Genomic DNA, 18,109 nt, shown 5'->3' with positions numbered 1-18,109 from the left:
GAGTTCACCCTCATAACGAAAAATAGCAATTGTTTTCATCAATTTGCTACCTATGGTGATGTCCGAAGGGGAATCAGATGCCGTCAAACTCATTGGATAGTGTTGTCTCGACCTTTGGCCACACGGTCTCGAAAAAGCTGTCGAGCCCGGTGGTCAGCGGTGCGCCGGAGGATCAGCTTCGGGGACCATTGGAGGTGATGATTGGCGGGTTGGTCGAACTTCTGGGCTATCCTGACAATGCTGTTTCCCTGATCGGCGAGACAAGTCTTTCCGATATCATGACGCGGCCTGACTATGCCGTCACTTTCGGCAAGGCGCTCACCGGCTTCATCGAGGTCAAGGCACCCGGCAAGGGTGCGGACCCGCGCCGCTTTCAGGGCCATGACAAGGATCAGTGGAACCGGCTGAAATCCCTGCCCAACCTGCTTTACACGGATGGCATGAGCTTTTCGCTCTGGAGAGACGGAGAGCTTCAGGGCTCAATCGTGCGGCTTGAGGGCGATCTGGAAACGGATGGCAAGGCGGTTCGCGCTCCCGGTGCTTTGCTGACACTCTTTTCGGATTTCTTCACCTGGACGCCGCAGGCGCCGAAAAATCCCCGCCGACTGGCAGAAGTCAGCGCACGGCTTTGCCGCCTGCTGCGCGACGAGGTGAGTGAGCAATTGGCGCGTGGCAATGTGGCCTTGAGCGGTCTGGCGCAGGACTGGCGTAAGCTCCTGTTTCCGCAGGCCGATGACGCGCAGTTTGCCGATGGTTACGCTCAGGCCGTGACTTTCGGCCTGCTGATTGCCCGCACCCGCGAAATTCCGCTCAATCAGGGCATTGAACACGCGGCCTCTGATCTGAAGAAATCCAATTCGCTGATCGGCACGGCGCTGGGGCTGCTCACCGACAACCCGGACAATCGCACCGCGCTGAAAACCTCGCTCGACACCATGGCGCGGGTGCTGGATGCGGTGAACTGGCGGGAGGTCGGCAAAAAAGACCCCGATGCCTGGCTCTATTTCTATGAGCACTTTCTGGAGGTTTACGATAATACGCTGCGCAAGCGCACCGGCTCCTATTACACGCCGCCGGAAGTGGTGAATGCCATGGTGCGCATGGTGGACGAAGTCCTGCGCGGCCCGTTGTTCGAGCGCGTGAACGGCCTTGCCTCATCCGATGTCACGGTCGCTGACCCCGCAGTCGGCACGGGCACATTCCTGCTGGGCGTGCTGCGCAAGATCGCCGAAACGGTGGCAAGCGACATGGGCGAGGGGGCCGTTCCCGCTGCCATCAGCGCAGCTGCCCAGCGGCTGATCGGCTTCGAGCTGCAATTCGGCCCCTTTGCCGTGGCGCAGCTTCGCTTGATTGCCGAGTTCCAGGAACTGATGGTGGTGGGCGAGGGCAAGTCCGCCACGCTGCCGCCGCTGAAACTGTTCATCACCGATACGCTGGGTAATCCTTATGTCGAGGATGAATGGCTGCCTCAGGTCATGCAGCCGATTGCTACCTCGCGCAAGGAGGCCAATGCCATCAAGAAGGGCCAGCCGATCACGGTGGTCATCGGCAATCCACCCTATAAGGAAAAGGCGGAAGGGCGCGGCGGCTGGATCGAGGCCGGTTCCGGCGGCAATATGAACGCGCCCATGGATTGGTGGCGTCCGCCGGTGGAATGGGGTGTTTCCGCCCATACCAAGCACCTGAAAAACCTCTATGTCTATTTCTGGCGCTGGGCCACCTGGAAGGTGTTCGGCACGGGCAATTATGCCGCGACCGGCACGCCCGATAGGGATGAGGAAGGTGTGATTTGCTATATCACGGTGGCCGGTTTCCTCAACGGTCCGGGCTTCCAGAAGATGCGCGAGGATCTGCGCCGCAACGCCACCAATATCTGGGTCATTGATTGTTCGCCGGAAGGCCATCAGCCGGAGGTGGCGACGCGTATCTTTCAGGGCGTGCAACAGCCGGTCTGCATCGTCATTGCCGCCAAGAAGCTCGGCAAGAATGCCGCGAAACCCGCAAATGTCCGCTACAGGCCGCTGCCGGCGGGGCGGCGTGAGGAAAAGTTCAAGGCGCTCGAAACCCTGTCGCTGGACGGGGCGGACTGGGTGGAATGCCCCGATGGCTGGCGGGATGCCTTTCTGCCGGAAGCCACCGGCGCCTGGGCCGACATGCCGCCGCTGAAAAGCTTCTTTGTCTATGACGGATCGGGCGTCATGCCCGGTCGCACCTGGGTCATCGCGCCGGATAAGGAAAGCCTTGCCCGCCGTTGGGATGCGCTGGTGGCCGAGAATGATGAGGCGCGCAAGGAGGTGCTGTTTCATCCACATCTGAGAAACGGTCAGCCGGGCGACAAGCACATCCGCAAGGAATTGAAGGCAGGGCTGCGCGGCCATGAGGACCGACTGACACCGATCATCAATGAGACTGGCACGATCGTCCAACCGGTGCGCTATGCCTTTCGCAGCTATGATCGCCAATGGATTATTCCTGACTCCCGAGTTATCAATCAGTCCAACCCCTCCCTTTGGGACGGCTACTCCCCTAACCAGATATTTCTGACGGCGCTGGAACGCGCTGCGCCATCGTCAGGACCAGCGGTGTCCTTGACGGCATCCATTCCCGACCTTGACCACTACAAAGGCTCCTTCGGCGGTCGCGTGATGCCGCTCTGGCGCGATGCCGCTGCCAGCCAGTCCAATATCCGCCCGGAAATTCTCGCCTTCCTCGCCGATGCCTATGGGCAGGAGGTGACACCTGCCGATGTCATGGCCTATATCGCCGCCACGCTCGCCCATCCGGCTTTCACCACACGGTTCAGGGATGATCTCGTCCAGCCCGGTCTTCGCGTGCCGCTGACAGCGGATGCAGATCTGTTCTTCGAGGCAGTGGCGCTGGGCCGCGAGGTGATCTGGCTGCATTGCTATGGCGAGCGCTTTGCCGATCCCGCAAGTGGCCGCCCCAAAGGGCCGCCGCGTCTACCGCCTGCGGATGCGCCGCGCATTCCCGCCGGTGGCGCCATTCCCGGCGCGCCGGAGCCGCTGCCGGATGTGATCGATTACCAGCCGGAACACCGCAGGCTCATCATCGGCAAGGGCTTTATCGACAACGTTTCCCCTGAAGTCTGGGACTATGAAGTGTCCGGCAAGCAGGTGCTGCGGCAATGGTTCAGCTATCGCAAGCTGGACCGTTCCCGTCCGATCATCGGCGACCGCCGCCCGCCGTCGCCGCTGGACAAAATCCAGCCGGATCATTGGCTTGCCGAATACACCAGCGATCTTATGAACCTGCTTCATGTTCTGGGTCGTCTGGTTCGTCTGGAACCAAGCCAGGCCGATCTCCTCCAGCGCATCTTGGATAAGCCGCTGCTCGGCCTTGAAAATGCCGACGCGGGCGAGGACAATGGGACTCGATCAGATACTGAGACGGCATAAGTGATGAGCAGAGCCCAACTTGACTTGTTCGGTACGCAGGCGGACCTGTTTCCCCAGGAACCTGCCTCCTATAAGCCCAATCCCGATAGGGTCCGCAGCAAACTGAACGCTGTTCTGGCAGAAATGCGGGCAGCGCAATCCATGCCATGGGATCGGAAGAAGCGCGCCTATCACCAGATGCTGTTCCCGCAGATGACTCGTTCCTTGCCGGACGAGGAGGCGGCTGAACTGCGATTTGCTTTCGATACCGAATGGCAAAGGCTGACAAGCAACTGAACATACCCATTCCATTTCCGCCCACCACACCCTATCTCTGTCCGCGCATATCAGCGGAGGATTACTTATGGGCAAGCGGATCATCTTCACCGGCGGCAGCGGCAAGGCGGGGCGGCATGCCATTCCCTATCTGCTCGAGCAGGGTCACACGGTTCTGAACCTCGATCTGAAGCCGTTTCCGGATCAATCCGTGCCGACGCTGATCACCGATCTCACCAATTCCGGCGAGGTGTTCAACGCGCTGTCCCAGCACTTCGGCTTCGAAGGTCTGGAAACGGGCGAGGGTGTGCCGAAGGTGGATGCCGTGGTGCATTTCGCCGCCGTGCCCCGCATTCTCATCCAGCCGGATAACACCACTTTCGCGGCCAATGCCGTTTCCACCTATAATGTCATCGAAGCGGCCATGAAGCTCGGGATCCGCAAGGTCGTGGTCGCCTCCAGCGAAACCACCTATGGCGTGTGCTTTGCGGAAGGCGATAAGGATTACCACGAGTTTCCGCTGACCGAAGACTATGACGTAGATCCAATGGATAGTTACGGCCTCTCCAAGGTGGTGAACGAAAAAACGGCCCGCGCTTTTGCCATGCGCTTCAAGGCGGATGTCTATGCGCTCAGGATCGGCAATGTCGTTTCACCGGAAGATTATGCGAAGTTCCCGGAATATCTCGCCAATCCGCCCATGCGCAAACGCAATGCCTGGAGCTATATCGATGCGCGTGATCTCGGCCAGATCGTGCATCTGTGCATCGAGAAAGATGGCTTGGGCTTTCAGGTGTTCAACGCCGTCAATGATACGATTACTGCCACCGAGCCAACGCGGGAATTTCTTTCCAAGCATGCGCCGGGAACACCCATCACCGGCGAACTGGAAGAATTCGGCGCACCGATCAGCAACCGCAAAATCCGCGACATGCTGGGCTTCAGGGAGAGCCACGACTGGCGGAAATATGTGAGCACGTGATGAGTATTTAATATAAAAAGATGAGTCTCAGCCGTTCGCAAGTATAGGTGAAGATTTACTTGCGAATCGGCTGCGCATGTTCGATTGTGCCTCATAGTTGAATTTTGCAGCCATGGTGCATGCGTGTCCGGCCCACTTACCCCCAGTCAGTACTGGTTTGATTTCATTGAAAGTGTATCTGGAAAGACCGACCACCGCTGGATTTTTCGTGGTCAGGATGATGCCTCGTGGCCATTGGTTCCGGGTGTAGGGCGTTCGAACAAGACTGGACCGCTTGGATATCGCCGGGACGATGAGCGAACGTGGTTCGATGAATTCAAGGCAGAAGCGCTTCGTTTCCATTCTGAAATCACGACTGATATGGAGCTTCTGGCGCTGGCGCAGCATCATGGGCTGCCCACACGTCTGCTGGATTGGTCCACGAACCCGTTGGTGGCGGCATGGTTCGCTTGCGAAGACGAGAAAAGTCCAGCCAATGCCCGCATCCACATGATTCGAACGACCTTGACGGGGATCAAGTTGAAGTCTGACTTCAAGCCCTTCGACGAGGATATGGCTGACGTTGTCTTGGTACGTGTGCCGCCGCGCGCATCCCGCATCACCGCGCAGCAAGGCGTCTTCAGCGTCCATTCGCATCCAGTAGAAGCTTGGCTTCCTGATCCGGCGCGCAACAAGGCGATCGCGCAATACGAGACCTTCGACATTCCCGCCAGTGAAAAACCCTTCTTCCGCTCCGTGCTCGGCATAATGGGGATTGATGAATCGCGCCTGATGGGTGGGCTGGACGGAATCGGCCGCAATCTCGCGCGCACTTATTCGAATCGGAATGCTTGATGGCAAAGAAGAACTCGAAAGCAACAGGTTCCAACTTTCGCGTCTCGACTGGCAAGGGGCGATGCAGATTCGGACTCCAGTCTCGATCAAATTCAGATATTGTAGTCCATGGCGAAAACGTGAAGACACGAAACAAGTATTTGGGCAATCAAGCCTTGAGAAAGGCAAGTTCAGTGGCTATTTCCGGCCGTAGTGTAAGGACATCCTTAACCCCCCAGAGCCATCATGAGGCGGCTTCACGGAGTGGTGCTGATATGGCGACTGACGTTGACCGGACCTTAATAGCCGAACGAGTTCGCGAAATAGATATTCACGATTTTGAGGCCTGGCACGAGCTGGAGCAGAAGGTCGAAGGTGTAGCATTCGTCGCCATGGAAGTGGATGGCTCAACCTTTGATGTTGCAGAAGATGGTGCGTTCAGAGGCCGTGCGAACTTGCTGTTGGATGCGCCCTATACTGGTCGCAGTGGCCAGGAGCTCAAATATTCATTGGTGGTTCCCGCTGGTATCTATGGCTCCATTCACGGGCAGGAAATCAGCGTGACGGACGTTAACGTCCGTCTCTAAGTCTTCCCGCATCCTCGCTCCAGCACCTGCCAGCTTCTTTCATCGCCCATTTGCGCCACGTTGAAGCGCATGAAGCGGCTGGCGGTTTGCGCTGCGCTGAACACATTGCCCGGTGCCAGAACGACGCCTTCTGCCATCGCCTGCTGGGCAAGGGCGGTGGAGGAAACACCTTCCGGCAGTTGGCACCAGAGATAAAAGCCGCCGCGTGGTTCAAGCCATGGCTCAATGCTGAGCTTGGTCAGTCGTGCGCCCACACTGCGGCGGGTGCGGGCAAGGCGGCGGCGCACCTCTTCCATGTGTTTACGATAGCTGCCGCCGGTCAGAACCTCGCTGATCACATGCGTCACGATCGGGCTTGGTCCGCCAAATTGTGCGGCGATCTGCAGGTCCACCAGTCCTTCGATCCACTCGGAACGTGCCGCGATATAGCCGCAGCGCAGCGACGCGGAGAGTGTCTTGGAGAAACTGCCAATGCGGATCACTCGGTTTAACCCATCCAGCGCCGCGAGCCGCACGGAAGGCTCCGGCTCGAAATCGGCAAAGATATCGTCCTCCAGAATAAGCAGGTCATGGGCCTCTGCCAGCTTCAGCAGTCTATGCGCCACCGGCGGCGAGAGCGTTGCTCCGGTTGGATTGTGCAGGGCCGAATTCGTGAGATAGAGGCGGGGCCTCTCAGCCTGCAAGGCGTTTTCGAACGCGGAAAGATCCGGTCCCGCTGGCGTCATCGCAACGCTGATCACCTGCGCCTGATGCGCCTTCAGCAGAGCGCGGAAGTTGAAATAGCAGGGGTCGTCGACGAGAACCGTATCGCCCGGTTTCAGCAATAGCCGACAGATGAGATCGATCGACTGGCTGCCGGAGCCGGTCAGCATGATGTTGGCGGGGTCGAGCGCCAGCCCTTCCTCCGCCGCGCGCCGCGCCAGCAATCGCCGCAGATCGAAATCGCCCTGCGTGCGGCCATAGTTCAGGAGCACGGCATCTTCCGCCCGCGCCACGTTGCGAAGCGCGCGGCGAAGAGCAGCCTGCGGCATCCAGTCGGCTGGCAGCCAGCCGCAACCGGGCTTCGGGCTTTCGTCATCGGCATCGAGAGACTGGCGGGAAACCCAGAAAGGATCTACCTCGCGCAGGCCGGGGGCGGCATCGCGCGCCGCAAGCGGCATGGGCGCGAGCGGATTGGCGGCCACGAAAAAGCCGGAACCGGCCCGCGCCCGGATCAGCCCCTCCGCCGCCAGCCGGTCATAGGCTTCCACCACCGTGGAAGGCGAAACACCAAGGCTTGCAGCAAGTCCCCGAATGGAGGGCAGCCTGTCGCCCTGCGTCAGTGCGCGCGCGGCAATGCGGTTTCGAATATCCGCCATCACCTGCTCGGTGCGGCCAAGTGGTGGTGATGTCAATGGAACAGCCAATTCATCAATCCGTATGGGGCGTGTCGGCAATACAGTTTGATGCAATTGTATGGCTGTGTGCCTGTCTGCGCCAGTCCATCCTGCCTATGCTCAAGCAAAAAGGATGAGACGATGAAAGCAGCAGCACCAACAATTCGAACAGGATCCACGGATGGCCTGGTCAGCGGGCTGATCGGGGTCATCATCTTCAGCGGCTCTCTACCCGCCACCCGTCTGGCCGTGCTGGGCCTGCCGCCGCTCTTCGTCACCTCGGCGCGTGCCGCCATGGCAGCCGTGCTGGCGGCGCTGCTGCTCGTCATCCTGCGTCAGAAGAGGCCGAAGCGTTCGGACCTCCTGTCGCTTGCCGTCATCGCGCTCGGTGTCGTTATCGGCTTTCCGCTGCTGACCGCGCTGGCACTGCGCTCCATTTCCTCGGCCCATTCCATCGTGTTCATCGGGCTTTTGCCACTGGCGACCGCCGCCTTTGGCGTGCTGCGCGGGGGTGAGAGGCCAAAGCCGCTGTTCTGGCTGTTCTCCATGCTCGGCAGCCTGCTGGTTGTGGGCTTCGCGCTGTCGAATGGCGGCCACGCCTCGCTGGAAGGGGATCTATTGATGATCGCCGCCGTCATCGTCTGTGGCCTTGGCTATGCGGAAGGCGGCAAGCTGGCCCGCAGGCTTGGCGGTTGGCAGGTCATCTGCTGGGCGCTGGTGCTTTCGCTGCCGCCCATGGCGCTGCTTTGCCTTTTCACCTGGCCGCAGGATCTGACTTCGGTGCCTGCCGCGGCCTGGGCAGGGCTTGGCTATGTCACCGTGTTCAGCATGCTGGTGGGCTTCATCTTCTGGTATCACGGGCTGGCGAAAGGCGGCACGGCATCCGTCGGTCAGCTGCAACTTCTGCAACCTTTCTTCGGATTGCTGCTGGCGGCGCTGTTGTTGGGCGAAGCCGTGTCCTGGTCCATGCTCGTAGCAACCACAGGTGTGATTTTCTGTGTCGCAGCAGCGCGTTATTCGGCGAGAAAGTAGTTCCATCAGAAATACGACACTCAATCAATGATTTACGCTTTAAGATGAGGCGAAAACTGAAGCTTCCTATTTAATGACAAAAAACAGGAAGATGTGATGGGTAAGAAATAGCAACATTAGATTTAAATAAAAATTTAATACGTAATGCAACCTTGAGGGCAATCTCAGGAGTTCGACCATGCGCTTTTCCAATTTGTCCATCGCCGTGCGGCTTTGCATCTGTGCGTTGATTCCGCTTGCCGCCGTCACGGTCTTGGCCTGGCATCTTGTGGTTGATAAGCTCCACTCCTATCAGATGTCGAAGCAGATTGCTGCGGCCACGGTCAATATGGAAATCATCAGCCGAAGCGTGCAGAGATTGCAGGTCGAGCGCGGCCAGACGGCTGGCTTTCTGGGCTCGAAGGGCAAATCCAACCGCGATGAGGTGGCTGCAGCCCGGCAGGAGACGGACAAGGCGCTGCCGAAGCTGGCGGAGATCGTCGGCGAACTGGGCGCGTTTGGCGTCAAATCTGAAACTGCAGCGCAGATCAGCCGAGCGATCGGCGAGATTCAGAGCTTGCGCAGCGGGGTGGATCAGTTGACAACGACGCCACCGCAAGCCTTTGCCTATTACACGGGCTTCGTGGGCGATCTTCTGGATGCCACGCGTCGTTTGACGCTTTCAGGAGCGGAAGGCAACCTCGTCAGCCGTTTGCAGGCGTCTCTCAATCTGTCGCTGGCCAAGGAAATTGCGGGTCAGGAACGCGGCATGGGCAATGGTTTCCTGACGGCGGGGCGCATTCAGCCAGAGCAATACATGACCTTTGCGCGCTTCCACGGTGCAGGCGATGTTCTATTGCGCGAATTCTCCAAGTTTGATCCTGAACTTGCAGGTGCCAGCCTCAATGTCTTCAAGGATAGCGCAGATGCGGCGCTGATCGAGCGCTTCCGCCAGCAGATGCTGCAGGCGAATGGCGAGAGTGTGCTGACCGGCCTTGATGCCAAGGTATGGTTTGCCAAGACCACGGCGCGCATTCAGGTCATTCAGGAGGCAGAGATCGCAGAACTGGCTGCAATCCGTCAATTGGCACAAGAGATGGCAGCCGCTCATCTGTGGCAGTTGCAGGTCGCCGCAGGAACTGCAATTGGTTCTGTCGTCCTGACGCTTATCCTCAGCGGCGTCACCCTGCTTGGCGTGGTGCGTCCGCTGCGCCAGATGGTCCGGGTCGTCGAGCGTCATGCACGGGATGAAGCCAGCGAAATGCTGGCGCCCACAACGGGTCGCGATGAAATTAGCCAGTTGAGCCGAGCGATTGTGGCCTCCATGGAAAATCATGCCCGCAAGGCACGGGAAGATGCAGAAGCGCGCCAGCAGCAGGCCGAACTTCGCTGGAAGGAAGATCAGGAACGCCACGCGCTTGATGCAGAGCGCGCCAGGGCGGTGGATTTTGCCGTGTCCGAACTCGGTCGCGCCTTGAATGAACTCTCTGCCGGGAACCTGACCTATCAGATCGCGGCACGCTTCGCCGCTGAGCTGCAGCCTCTCAGCGAGGCCTATAACCGCTCCGTTCTGGCGCTCGGCTCCACCATGCGCGGCGTCGGTTCCACGGTTCTCACGGTCTCTAACGGTGCCAGCGAATTGCGCGCCGGCGCGGAAGAGCTGGCAGAACGCACGCAACGGCAGGCCGCTTCGCTGGAAGAGGCTTCCGCTGCTCTGAGCGAAGTCACGACGACGCTGGAAGAAACCACCAACCGCATGCGCACGGTCACCGGCATGACTGCGGGTGCCCGCAAGAGCGCCGAGATGTCCGAAACCATCATGCGAGACACGGTCGATGCCATGCAGCACATCGAGGCCTCGTCCGGCCAGATCGTCCAGATCATCGGCGTCATCGATAATATTGCTTTCCAGACCAACCTTCTGGCGCTGAATGCCGGTGTCGAGGCGGCCCGTGCCGGTGAGGCAGGCAAGGGCTTTGCGGTCGTGGCGCAGGAAGTGCGCGAACTGGCCCAGCGTTCTGCCGCAGCCGCCAGCGAAATCAAGGGGCTCATCCACAATTCGGCCGATGCCATTCAGCGTGGTGTCGATCTGGTGCAAAGTTCCGGCCGCTACATGACCGAGATCCGCAGCAATATTCAAACCATCGATCAGGAGATCGGAACGATCAGCGAAGGCGCGCGCCAGCAGGCTGCCGCGATTTCCGAAATCTCCACCGCCGTTCACAACATGGACCAGTTGACGCAGCGCAACGCCGCTATGGTGGAAGAAAGCAATGCTGCCACCTATGCCATCGAGCAGGAAAGTCATGCACTGCGCGACACTGTGAGCCAGTTCAGGGTTAGCGCGGGCGAGGAGGCTTTCCGGCGCACCTCGCGCGCTGCCTGAGGCCATCACACCCCGATATGGCGGATGACGATGAAATTCATCGCTGCATGGAAAAATATGGGCAGGCCGATCCCGCCGCCGAAATAGCGGATGAGGCTGAAGGAGAAGGCCATGAACAAGTAGTTGGTGAGTGCAGCGAGATTGTTCGGCCAATGCACTGCGGCAAATAGGAGGGCGGTACAAATGGTGATCAGGCCATCGCCATATCCCCGTGCCTGAAGCCTTGCCCAGAGGTAGCCGCGGAAGAACATTTCCTCGGCAATGGGTGTAAATAAACAGATCGAAAGGACCATCAGGCCCGCGCTCAGCGAAAATTCGAGGCCGACATCTGACTTGCCGACTTGCGCCAAGACGTTGATTGCCAGCAGCAAAGTACCAATTGTAACGGCAGCTATGATTGACCGTGGCGAGCGGAAAGACTGTCTGATTGGCTGACGGCGTTGCAGGTAAACGACGAGCAAAGGTGACTGAGCAAACAGAGTATTGATCGCATGTTTGGCACGACGCACGACAACGGGGTCTATGCTCCATGCGGTAAGGATTGTGCCGCACAAGGCCGCTACTAGCTGACCGAATACATTAAATATGAATAGAAAGACAATCGGCACTGCGCAATCGATGAAGATCATGCGCAGGAGCGTCAGCGTATTGCGGGGAATACTTTTCAGAAATCGGAAAAGCTTTGTTGTGGTGGCCTCGGTTGCGGCTTGCATCTCAATCCGGTGACAATGAAAATTCACACGCCGTGTGTAGCCTTGATCTGCTACCAAAGGAAGAGCAATTTCCCGCAAAAATTGAATTTCGGAATTTGCGAAATTACCGCGTCTCACCCCTTGACCTTCCCATGATGGGAAGCCCTATCTGTGGATGGAACAAGAGGATTCCATCTCATGAACCAGAGCGTCAGAGCCGAGCACATCCATGAACCGCTGATCGTCCCTGTTGAGGGCATGAGCTGCGCTTCCTGCGTCAAGCGGGTGGAAAATGCGGCGGCGAAGGTGCCGGGCGTGGCGACAAGCGCCGTGAACTTCGCGACCGAAAGCCTGACCGTGGAACTGTCGCAAGGCTTTTCTGCTGCGACACTGGCTGAAGCCATTCGCAAGGTTGGCTATGAGCCGAAGGCGGAAAAGCTTGTGTTTTCGCTGGAACATCCACTCAATGACGCAGAAGCGGAACGGCTTAAAGTCGCGCTTTCCGGTCTCGCCGGGGTCGTGTCCGTCACGGCAGGTGAGGGCGAAAGACAGGTGAGCGTGGAAGCCTTCGGGCGCGATGCGAAGCGGTTGGTCTCCGCTGCCATTCGCTCCGCAGGCTTTGCACTCGAAAAGCCTCATGGGCCTGCGCCACATGCGCATGAAACCCATAGCCATCATGAGGAAGATGCCGATGCTCTAAAGCGCGATCTGGCGATTGCCGCGGTGCTGACGCTTCCGCTGTTTGTGCTGGAAATGGGTGGGCACCTCTACCCACCCTTCCATCACTGGCTGATGGGGGCAGTGGATCTGCAGTGGCTTTATTACGGTTATTTCGTGCTGGCGACGGCGGTCATCTTCGGCCCCGGCTTCCGTTTTCTGAAGACAGGCATTCCCGCGCTCTTGCGCGGCCATCCGGAAATGAACGCGCTGGTCGCTATCGGCGTATTGGCCGCCTATTCCTATTCCACCGTCACCACCTTCGCGCCGCAGCTTTTGCCGGAAGCTGCCCGTTTCGTCTATTTCGAAGCCGCCACGGTCATCGTGACGCTGATCCTGCTTGGCCGCCTGCTGGAAGCCCGCGCAAGGGGTAGAACCGGTGCCGCCATCCGTCGTCTGCTGAACCTGCAAGCCAAAACTGCGCGGGTGGAGCGCGGCGGCCAAGCCATTGATATTCCAACCGATGAAGTGGACGTGGGCGATGTGATTATCGTGCGTCCCGGCGAACGCATCGCGGTGGATGGCGTGGTGATCGACGGCGCTTCCAACGTGGATGAATCGATGATTTCCGGCGAGCCTCTGCCCGTGGAAAAGCAGGCGGGCGCAGAGGTTATCGGCGGCACCATCAATGGTAGCGGCAGCTTCCGTTTCCGGGCGGAAAAGGTGGGTTCCGACACCATGCTCTCGCAGATCATCCGGCTGGTGGAACAGGCGCAAGGGGCAAAACTGCCCATTCAGGCGGTGGTCGATCGCGTTACCGGCTGGTTCGTGCCCGCCGTCATGGGTGTGGCGCTGCTCACTTTCCTCATCTGGTTTATCGTCGGGCCGGAGCCGGTTCTGCCGCATGCGCTGGTGGCAGCCGTTGCGGTTCTCATCATTGCATGCCCCTGCGCCATGGGGCTGGCAACGCCCACCTCCATCATGGTCGGCACCGGTCGCGCGGCCGATCTTGGTGTGCTGTTTCGAAAGGGTGATGCGCTGCAGGTCCTGCGCGATGTCAAAACCGTAGTGCTGGACAAGACCGGCACCGTGACCAAAGGTCAGCCGGAACTGACCGATATCGTCACCGCAGAGGGGTTTGACGAGGCCGAAGTCTTGCCTTTAGTGGCTGCACTGGAAGCGCGCTCGGAACACCCGGTGGCCGAAGCCATCGTCAAATCGGTGAAGGCAAGGGGGCTTTCCATTCCCGGTGCCGAGAGCTTTGAGGCTCGCGTGGGTTACGGTATCGAGGGCAAGGTGAATGGCAGGACGATTGCTGTTGGCGCAGACCGGCTGATGGTGGAGCTTGGCCTGTCCGTTGAAGCCTTTTCAAGCGATGCGGCGCGGCTGGCGGATGAGGGCAAGACTCCGCTTTATGCCGCCGTGGATGGCAGGCTTGCCGCCATTCTGGCGGTGGCCGATCCGCTGAAGGAAACGAGCCGCGACGCCATCCGGCAATTGAAGGCCATGGGCCTGAAGGTTGCCATGGTAACGGGGGATAATGCCCGAACTGCGGAGGCGATAGCCGTGCAGGTGGGCATTGATGACGTAGTGGCCGAAGTGCTGCCCGAAGGCAAGGTGGAGGCGCTGCAGCACTTCAGAAAGGCCGGTCCGGTCGCTTTCGTGGGCGATGGCATTAATGATGCGCCGGCGCTGGCGGCTGCCGATATTGGCATTGCCATTGGTACGGGAACCGATGTGGCGATTGAAAGCGCGGATGTGGTTCTCTCCTCCGGCGCATTAACGGGTGTTGCGGATGCCATTGCGGTCAGCCATGCGACGATGAACAATATCCGCCAGAACCTGTTCTGGGCCTTTGGCTATAACGTGGCGCTGATCCCGCTGGCGGCCGGCGCGCTTTATCCCGCATTTGGCATTCAGCTTTCGCCGATGATCGGGGCAGGGGCCATGGCGCTTTCCAGTGTCTTCGTTCTGACCAATGCTCTGCGACTGCGCAGCATGAAGCTGGGAGCGGTGTGATGAACATTGGCGAAGCCTCCAAAGCCTCCGGCGTTTCATCGAAGATGATCCGCTACTACGAGCAGATTGGCTTGATCCATCCAACCGCCCGCTCGGACAACAATTACCGGCTCTATACCCAGGACGATGTGCATGTGCTGCGCTTCATCCGTCGGGCCCGTTCACTTGGCTTCTCGCTGGAAGAAACGCAGAAGCTTCTGGCGCTCTGGCAGGACAAGGCGCGGGAAAGCGCGGCCGTCAAAGAGGTGGCGACTCAGCACATTGCCGATCTGGAACGGCGCATTGCCGAAATGCAGGGCATGGTGAAGACGCTGAAGCATCTTTCCCATTGCTGTTCCGGCGATGGCAGGCCGGATTGCCCCATTCTGGAGGATCTGGCGGCAAGTGCTGCGCCGCCTTCGTCCGCAACCCCCAGCAATCATTGATCAAGGAGACTAACCATGACCACATTCCACGTACCCGATATGACCTGCGGCCATTGCGAAAAATCCGTGAGTTCCGCGCTGGCCAAAGCGCTGCCCGGTGTGCCGGTCGCCATCGATCTTGCCAACCATCGCGTGACGCTGGATGGTGGCGATGCGGCCAAGGCGGAAGAAGCCATTCGCGACGCAGGTTATTCACCTGAGAAGATTGCGGTGGCTTGAGCGAGTAAAGCCCGTTTTTGCATAAACAAAACCCTCACCCGTTGCCGGGAGAGGGTTTCCTCAGACAGCCGAAACTGCCGATGATCAGAACTTAACTGCGATGCCGACATTGACGACGTGCTGGTCGAAATCGGCATTGATGCCGCCGATCGTCTTGTCGCCGTAATCGTTGTAGCGGTATTCCAGACGGCCGAACACGTTGTCCGTAAAGGCGTGATCAACGCCAGCGCCGAGTGTCCAGCCGTGGAAGGTCTTGCTGGTATCGCCGATCGGGGTATCGACGTAGCCGTTTGTGCCGGTGTAACCACCTGCCGCAAACAGCAGCGCGCGATCAAACGCATAGCCAACGCGGCCACGGACGGAGCCGGACCAATCGGTTCCGGCATCAATGCCGCCAGCATAGGAATTTTCGTTCCAGTCGTAGTTCACGTCGCCTTCAATACCGACAACGAAGCCGCTGGCCATGGCCCAGTTATAGCCGACGAAGGCGCCCATACGGCCGCCATCGAAATCATCGCTGGCGCTGATGCCGGGTGCAGAAGCATCCGCATTGCCCCAGCCATAACCGCCGAGCAGACCGACATAACCACCCGTCCAGGTGAAGGACGGCACAACGGCCTCAACGGCCATAGGCGCTTGCGGAATTTGCTCCACGGCATCTGCAGCAAGCGCCGCAGAAGAGCCTGCGAAGCCCAGAGCGGCGGCGAGAAGAAGAACGTTTTTCATGGATGCACTCCCTTTCATTACGAGGTGCTTACAAACCTAGCGTCCGCTCTTCGAAAGGCTGTAGCGGAAATGCAACAACGTATCACATTTGTTATCGAAGAGCTTTTGCTGCGCCCATAACGCACGAGACCGCTTCCGGTTCATCCCTTGCGAATAAAGCTTTTCACCCCATTTGCGATGGAGGACATTGGGTGCAGTACAGCGCAAGTCGCCGACGTGATTTCGGGAGTTAAGATATTGTTTCCATTTGATAATAGCTATGCGCGCCTGCCGGAGCGATTCCATGCCTCCGTCTATCCGGAAGCGGTGGCTGGACCTGTCCTCATCAAATTCAATGAAGGTTTGGCGAAAAATCTGCGGCTTGATCTTGATCCGAAGGACACCAACCGGCTGGCTGCGATCTTCTCCGGCAATGTGTTGCCCCCCGGTTCGCAACCGCTGGCCATGGCCTATGCGGGGCATCAGTTCGGCAATTTCGTTCCGCAATTGGGCGATGGTCGCGCTATCCTGCTGGGCGAGGTGTTGGATGTGGACGGCGTGCGCCGCGATATCCAGCTGAAGGGGGCGGGGCCTACACCGTTTTCACGGCGGGGCGATGGGCGTGCCGCCCTCGGGCCGGTTCTGCGCGAATACATCATTTCGGAAGCCTTTGCCGCACTTGGCATTCCCGCCACCCGCGCGCTGGCTGCCGTCTTGAGCGGCGAGCCGGTCTATCGCGAGCAGCCGGTGCCCGGTGCCGTGTTTACCCGTGTGGCGGCCAGCCATGTGCGGGTCGGAACGTTTCAATATTTCGCGGCGCGGGAAGACCATGAGGCGATCCGCACACTGGCGGATTATGTGATCGACCGACATGACCCGGATGTGAAGGACGGACCGGAACCCTATCTCGCGCTGCTGCAACGGGTGACGGATCGTCAGGCCGCACTCATTGCCCGCTGGCTGAGTATCGGCTTCATCCATGGCGTGATGAACACCGATAACATGACGATCTCGGGCGAAAGCATTGATTTCGGCCCCTGCGCTTTCCTCGATGAATATGACCCGATGAAGGTGTTTTCCTCCATCGACCAGCAGGGCCGCTATGCCTATCGCAACCAGCCCGGCATTGGCCAATGGAACATCGCCCGCCTGGCCGAATGCCTGCTGCCTCTGCTGGATGCGGACGAGGAAAAGGCCGTGACCAAGGCGAACACGGTTCTGAAAAACTTTGGCGAAACCTTCCAGTCACACTGGATTTCTGCCTTCCGCCAAAAGCTTGGCCTTGGCATGCAAGAGGCGGGCGATGCCGAACTGGTGCAGGATCTGATGACTGCCATGCATGAGGGCAGGGCAGACTTCACACTGACCTTCCGCCGCCTGACGGATCTGGCTGGCGCGGAAGAAGGGCAGGCGGCGCTTGCCGCCGAGGCCGCGTTTACGGAAGGCTTTATGCCATGGGAGAAGGCCGAGCAATGGCTGCCCCGCTGGCGGGCAAGGCTGGGGCGCGAGAGGCAAGGGCATGATGCGGCATCGCTGATGCGCAGCGTCAACCCGGCGATCATTCCACGCAACCACCGCATTGAACAGGCGATCCGCGCCGCCATGGAGGGAGACCTCAAACCCTTCGACCGCCTGCTGGCGGCGCTGGCCGAGCCTTACGCGGATCATGCCGAATTTGATGAGTATCGCGAAGCACCGCTGGACGAGCAGAAGGTGCGGCTGACGTTTTGCGGAACGTGAGCGATTTCAATCCAGGAAACTGGAAGCCGGTTTTCGGGTAATCCGATGCGGTGGGGGCTTTCTCTTGTGAGGATATCCTTTCGAGGATATATTCATATCCAGCAAAGGATATCCCATGGCGCTCTACATCAAAGACCCCGAAGTCGATAGGCTCGCAAATGAGCTTGTGAGCCTGACAAAGACCTCCAAGGTCGATGCGGTAAAGGCCGCCTTGAAGCGAGAAATCGCCACCCGCAAGGGTAGCCTGCCCATTCGCGAACGCCTTGCGAAATCTCTCAAAATGGCGCGCGAGACTGGTCCCTATGCGGCGGGCGACCACAAGCAGGAAACAGACGAGATGTGGGGCGAGGCCTGATGCTGTTCATCGATGCCTCTGTGGTTGTGGCAATCCTTGCGGACGAAGAGGATCGCGATGACTTGCTGGACCGCCTCGCTCAGCATGAAGGCCCTTTCTACGTTTCACCGATCGTGCGTCTTGAAGCGTGCTTTGCACTGACGCGACGCAGAGCGGAAGCGACCGGCCGCGACAAGCCGGCAACGCCTGAAATGCTGGAGGAGACGCGGCGGGTGGTCGATCAGTTTTTTCTGGATCTGGAAGCCAAGGAGATCCTGATCTCGGCGGATGTGGGCGCAAAGGCGCTGGATGCGGCGCAGCAATTCGGCAAGATCGTCAATCATCCCGCCAAACTGAACATGGGGGATTGCCTGTCTTACGCTTGCGCCAAAGCCTATCGCACCATACTTGCCTATAAGGGCAACGATTTCGCTTTTACCGATATTGGTTGGTAGGATTTGATTGAATCAAAAATAGGAAAATAATCCTTGA

The 18,109-nt window shown here is 59.0% G+C and carries 16 protein-coding genes; 13 read left to right on the top strand and 3 right to left on the bottom strand.

Annotated elements, in window-relative coordinates; genetic code table 11:
• Nucleotides 1-77 precede the first annotated feature (77 nt).
• From E8M78_RS12460 to E8M78_RS12440, 5 genes are all read left to right on the top strand, one after another.
• Entirely contained in the window at nucleotides 78-3,416 is a 3,339-nt protein-coding gene (locus tag E8M78_RS12460) for a type ISP restriction/modification enzyme (protein ID WP_137135335.1), read from the top strand.
• Between the two features lie 3 nt (nucleotides 3,417-3,419).
• Nucleotides 3,420-3,692, top strand: a complete 273-nt coding sequence (locus tag E8M78_RS12455) for a hypothetical protein (protein WP_137135334.1) — start codon at nucleotides 3,420-3,422, stop codon at nucleotides 3,690-3,692.
• 67 nt (nucleotides 3,693-3,759) lie between these two features.
• Nucleotides 3,760-4,653, top strand: coding sequence for an NAD(P)-dependent oxidoreductase (locus E8M78_RS12450; RefSeq protein ID WP_137135333.1), 894 nt, complete (start codon nucleotides 3,760-3,762; stop codon nucleotides 4,651-4,653).
• A gap of 123 nt (nucleotides 4,654-4,776) precedes the next feature.
• On the top strand, nucleotides 4,777-5,487 hold the full coding sequence (locus tag E8M78_RS12445; protein WP_137135332.1) for an FRG domain-containing protein: 711 nt from the start codon (nucleotides 4,777-4,779) through the stop codon (nucleotides 5,485-5,487).
• On the top strand, nucleotides 5,487-6,053 hold the full coding sequence (locus tag E8M78_RS12440) for a hypothetical protein (RefSeq protein WP_137135331.1): 567 nt from the start codon (nucleotides 5,487-5,489) through the stop codon (nucleotides 6,051-6,053). Before E8M78_RS12445 ends, E8M78_RS12440 begins: the two co-directional genes overlap by 1 nt.
• On the opposite strand, the gene E8M78_RS12435 is transcribed toward E8M78_RS12440, so the two are convergent.
• Entirely contained in the window at nucleotides 6,050-7,411 is a 1,362-nt protein-coding gene (locus E8M78_RS12435; RefSeq protein ID WP_137135905.1) for a PLP-dependent aminotransferase family protein, read from the bottom strand. The genes E8M78_RS12440 and E8M78_RS12435 overlap by 4 nt on opposite strands.
• Before the next feature lie 159 nt (nucleotides 7,412-7,570).
• On the opposite strand from E8M78_RS12435, the gene E8M78_RS12430 reads away from it, so the two are divergent.
• On the top strand, nucleotides 7,571-8,461 hold the full coding sequence (locus E8M78_RS12430; protein WP_137135330.1) for a DMT family transporter: 891 nt from the start codon (nucleotides 7,571-7,573) through the stop codon (nucleotides 8,459-8,461).
• 178 nt (nucleotides 8,462-8,639) lie between these two features.
• Nucleotides 8,640-10,826: a methyl-accepting chemotaxis protein gene (locus E8M78_RS12425; RefSeq protein WP_137135329.1), complete on the top strand. Its 2,187-nt coding sequence runs from the start codon at nucleotides 8,640-8,642 to the stop codon at nucleotides 10,824-10,826.
• Nucleotides 10,827-10,831: 5 nt separating this feature from the next.
• Here E8M78_RS12425 and E8M78_RS12420 read toward each other — a convergent pair whose 3' ends face one another.
• Complete coding sequence (locus E8M78_RS12420; protein WP_137135328.1) at nucleotides 10,832-11,656, bottom strand: type II CAAX endopeptidase family protein; 825 nt, start codon at nucleotides 11,654-11,656, stop codon at nucleotides 10,832-10,834.
• Nucleotides 11,657-11,716: 60 nt separating this feature from the next.
• On the opposite strand from E8M78_RS12420, the gene E8M78_RS12415 reads away from it, so the two are divergent.
• The 3 genes from E8M78_RS12415 to E8M78_RS12405 are packed head-to-tail and all read left to right on the top strand — an operon-like array spanning nucleotide 11,717 to nucleotide 14,838.
• A complete protein-coding gene (locus tag E8M78_RS12415) occupies nucleotides 11,717-14,194 on the top strand; it encodes a heavy metal translocating P-type ATPase (protein WP_137135327.1) in 2,478 nt (825 codons plus the stop codon).
• Nucleotides 14,194-14,619: a Cu(I)-responsive transcriptional regulator gene (gene cueR, locus E8M78_RS12410; protein ID WP_137135326.1), complete on the top strand. Its 426-nt coding sequence runs from the start codon at nucleotides 14,194-14,196 to the stop codon at nucleotides 14,617-14,619. The genes E8M78_RS12415 and cueR overlap by 1 nt, the downstream gene beginning before the upstream one ends.
• A 15-nt stretch (nucleotides 14,620-14,634) precedes the next feature.
• Nucleotides 14,635-14,838 carry a heavy-metal-associated domain-containing protein gene (locus tag E8M78_RS12405; protein WP_137135325.1) on the top strand — a complete coding sequence of 68 codons (204 nt, stop codon included), beginning with the start codon at nucleotides 14,635-14,637 and terminating at the stop codon, nucleotides 14,836-14,838.
• Nucleotides 14,839-14,922: 84 nt separating this feature from the next.
• Here E8M78_RS12405 and E8M78_RS12400 read toward each other — a convergent pair whose 3' ends face one another.
• Nucleotides 14,923-15,564: an outer membrane protein gene (locus E8M78_RS12400; protein ID WP_137135324.1), complete on the bottom strand. Its 642-nt coding sequence runs from the start codon at nucleotides 15,562-15,564 to the stop codon at nucleotides 14,923-14,925.
• 237 nt (nucleotides 15,565-15,801) lie between these two features.
• Between E8M78_RS12400 and E8M78_RS12395 the strand changes: the two genes are divergently transcribed.
• The 3 genes from E8M78_RS12395 to E8M78_RS12385 all read left to right on the top strand — a co-directional run bounded on the left by E8M78_RS12395 (nucleotide 15,802) and on the right by E8M78_RS12385 (nucleotide 18,072).
• Entirely contained in the window at nucleotides 15,802-17,283 is a 1,482-nt protein-coding gene (locus tag E8M78_RS12395) for a protein adenylyltransferase SelO (RefSeq protein ID WP_246658305.1), read from the top strand.
• Nucleotides 17,284-17,398: 115 nt separating this feature from the next.
• Nucleotides 17,399-17,638 (top strand): type II toxin-antitoxin system VapB family antitoxin, encoded by a 240-nt coding sequence (locus E8M78_RS12390; protein WP_137135323.1) that lies wholly within the window; start codon nucleotides 17,399-17,401, stop codon nucleotides 17,636-17,638.
• Complete coding sequence (locus E8M78_RS12385) at nucleotides 17,638-18,072, top strand: type II toxin-antitoxin system VapC family toxin (RefSeq protein WP_137135322.1); 435 nt, start codon at nucleotides 17,638-17,640, stop codon at nucleotides 18,070-18,072. The genes E8M78_RS12390 and E8M78_RS12385 overlap by 1 nt, the downstream gene beginning before the upstream one ends.
• The last annotated feature ends 37 nt before the right edge of the window (nucleotides 18,073-18,109 follow it).

This window comes from Rhizobium sp. FKY42 (genome assembly GCF_005222835.1).
GTDB lineage: Bacteria > Pseudomonadota > Alphaproteobacteria > Rhizobiales > Rhizobiaceae > Neorhizobium.
The sequence above is the reverse complement of the archived record's forward strand: the minus strand, read 5'-3'. Positions and strand labels throughout refer to the sequence as shown.

Bases quoted from the DNA above. Each gene is read 5' to 3' on its own strand.
- E8M78_RS12460 (WP_137135335.1), top strand. From the start codon at position 78: ATGCCGTCAAACTCATTGGATAGTGTTGTCTCGACCTTTGGCCACACG.
- E8M78_RS12455 (WP_137135334.1), top strand. From the start codon at position 3,420: ATGAGCAGAGCCCAACTTGACTTGTTCGGTACGCAGGCGGACCTGTTT.
- E8M78_RS12450 (WP_137135333.1), top strand. From the start codon at position 3,760: ATGGGCAAGCGGATCATCTTCACCGGCGGCAGCGGCAAGGCGGGGCGG.
- E8M78_RS12440 (WP_137135331.1), top strand. From the start codon at position 5,487: ATGGCAAAGAAGAACTCGAAAGCAACAGGTTCCAACTTTCGCGTCTCG.
- E8M78_RS12435 (WP_137135905.1), bottom strand. From the start codon at position 7,411: ATGGCGGATATTCGAAACCGCATTGCCGCGCGCGCACTGACGCAGGGC.
- E8M78_RS12430 (WP_137135330.1), top strand. From the start codon at position 7,571: ATGAAAGCAGCAGCACCAACAATTCGAACAGGATCCACGGATGGCCTG.
- E8M78_RS12425 (WP_137135329.1), top strand. From the start codon at position 8,640: ATGCGCTTTTCCAATTTGTCCATCGCCGTGCGGCTTTGCATCTGTGCG.
- E8M78_RS12415 (WP_137135327.1), top strand. From the start codon at position 11,717: ATGAACCAGAGCGTCAGAGCCGAGCACATCCATGAACCGCTGATCGTC.
- cueR (WP_137135326.1), top strand. From the start codon at position 14,194: ATGAACATTGGCGAAGCCTCCAAAGCCTCCGGCGTTTCATCGAAGATG.
- E8M78_RS12405 (WP_137135325.1), top strand. From the start codon at position 14,635: ATGACCACATTCCACGTACCCGATATGACCTGCGGCCATTGCGAAAAA.
- E8M78_RS12400 (WP_137135324.1), bottom strand. From the start codon at position 15,564: ATGAAAAACGTTCTTCTTCTCGCCGCCGCTCTGGGCTTCGCAGGCTCT.
- E8M78_RS12390 (WP_137135323.1), top strand. From the start codon at position 17,399: ATGGCGCTCTACATCAAAGACCCCGAAGTCGATAGGCTCGCAAATGAG.
- E8M78_RS12385 (WP_137135322.1), top strand. From the start codon at position 17,638: ATGCTGTTCATCGATGCCTCTGTGGTTGTGGCAATCCTTGCGGACGAA.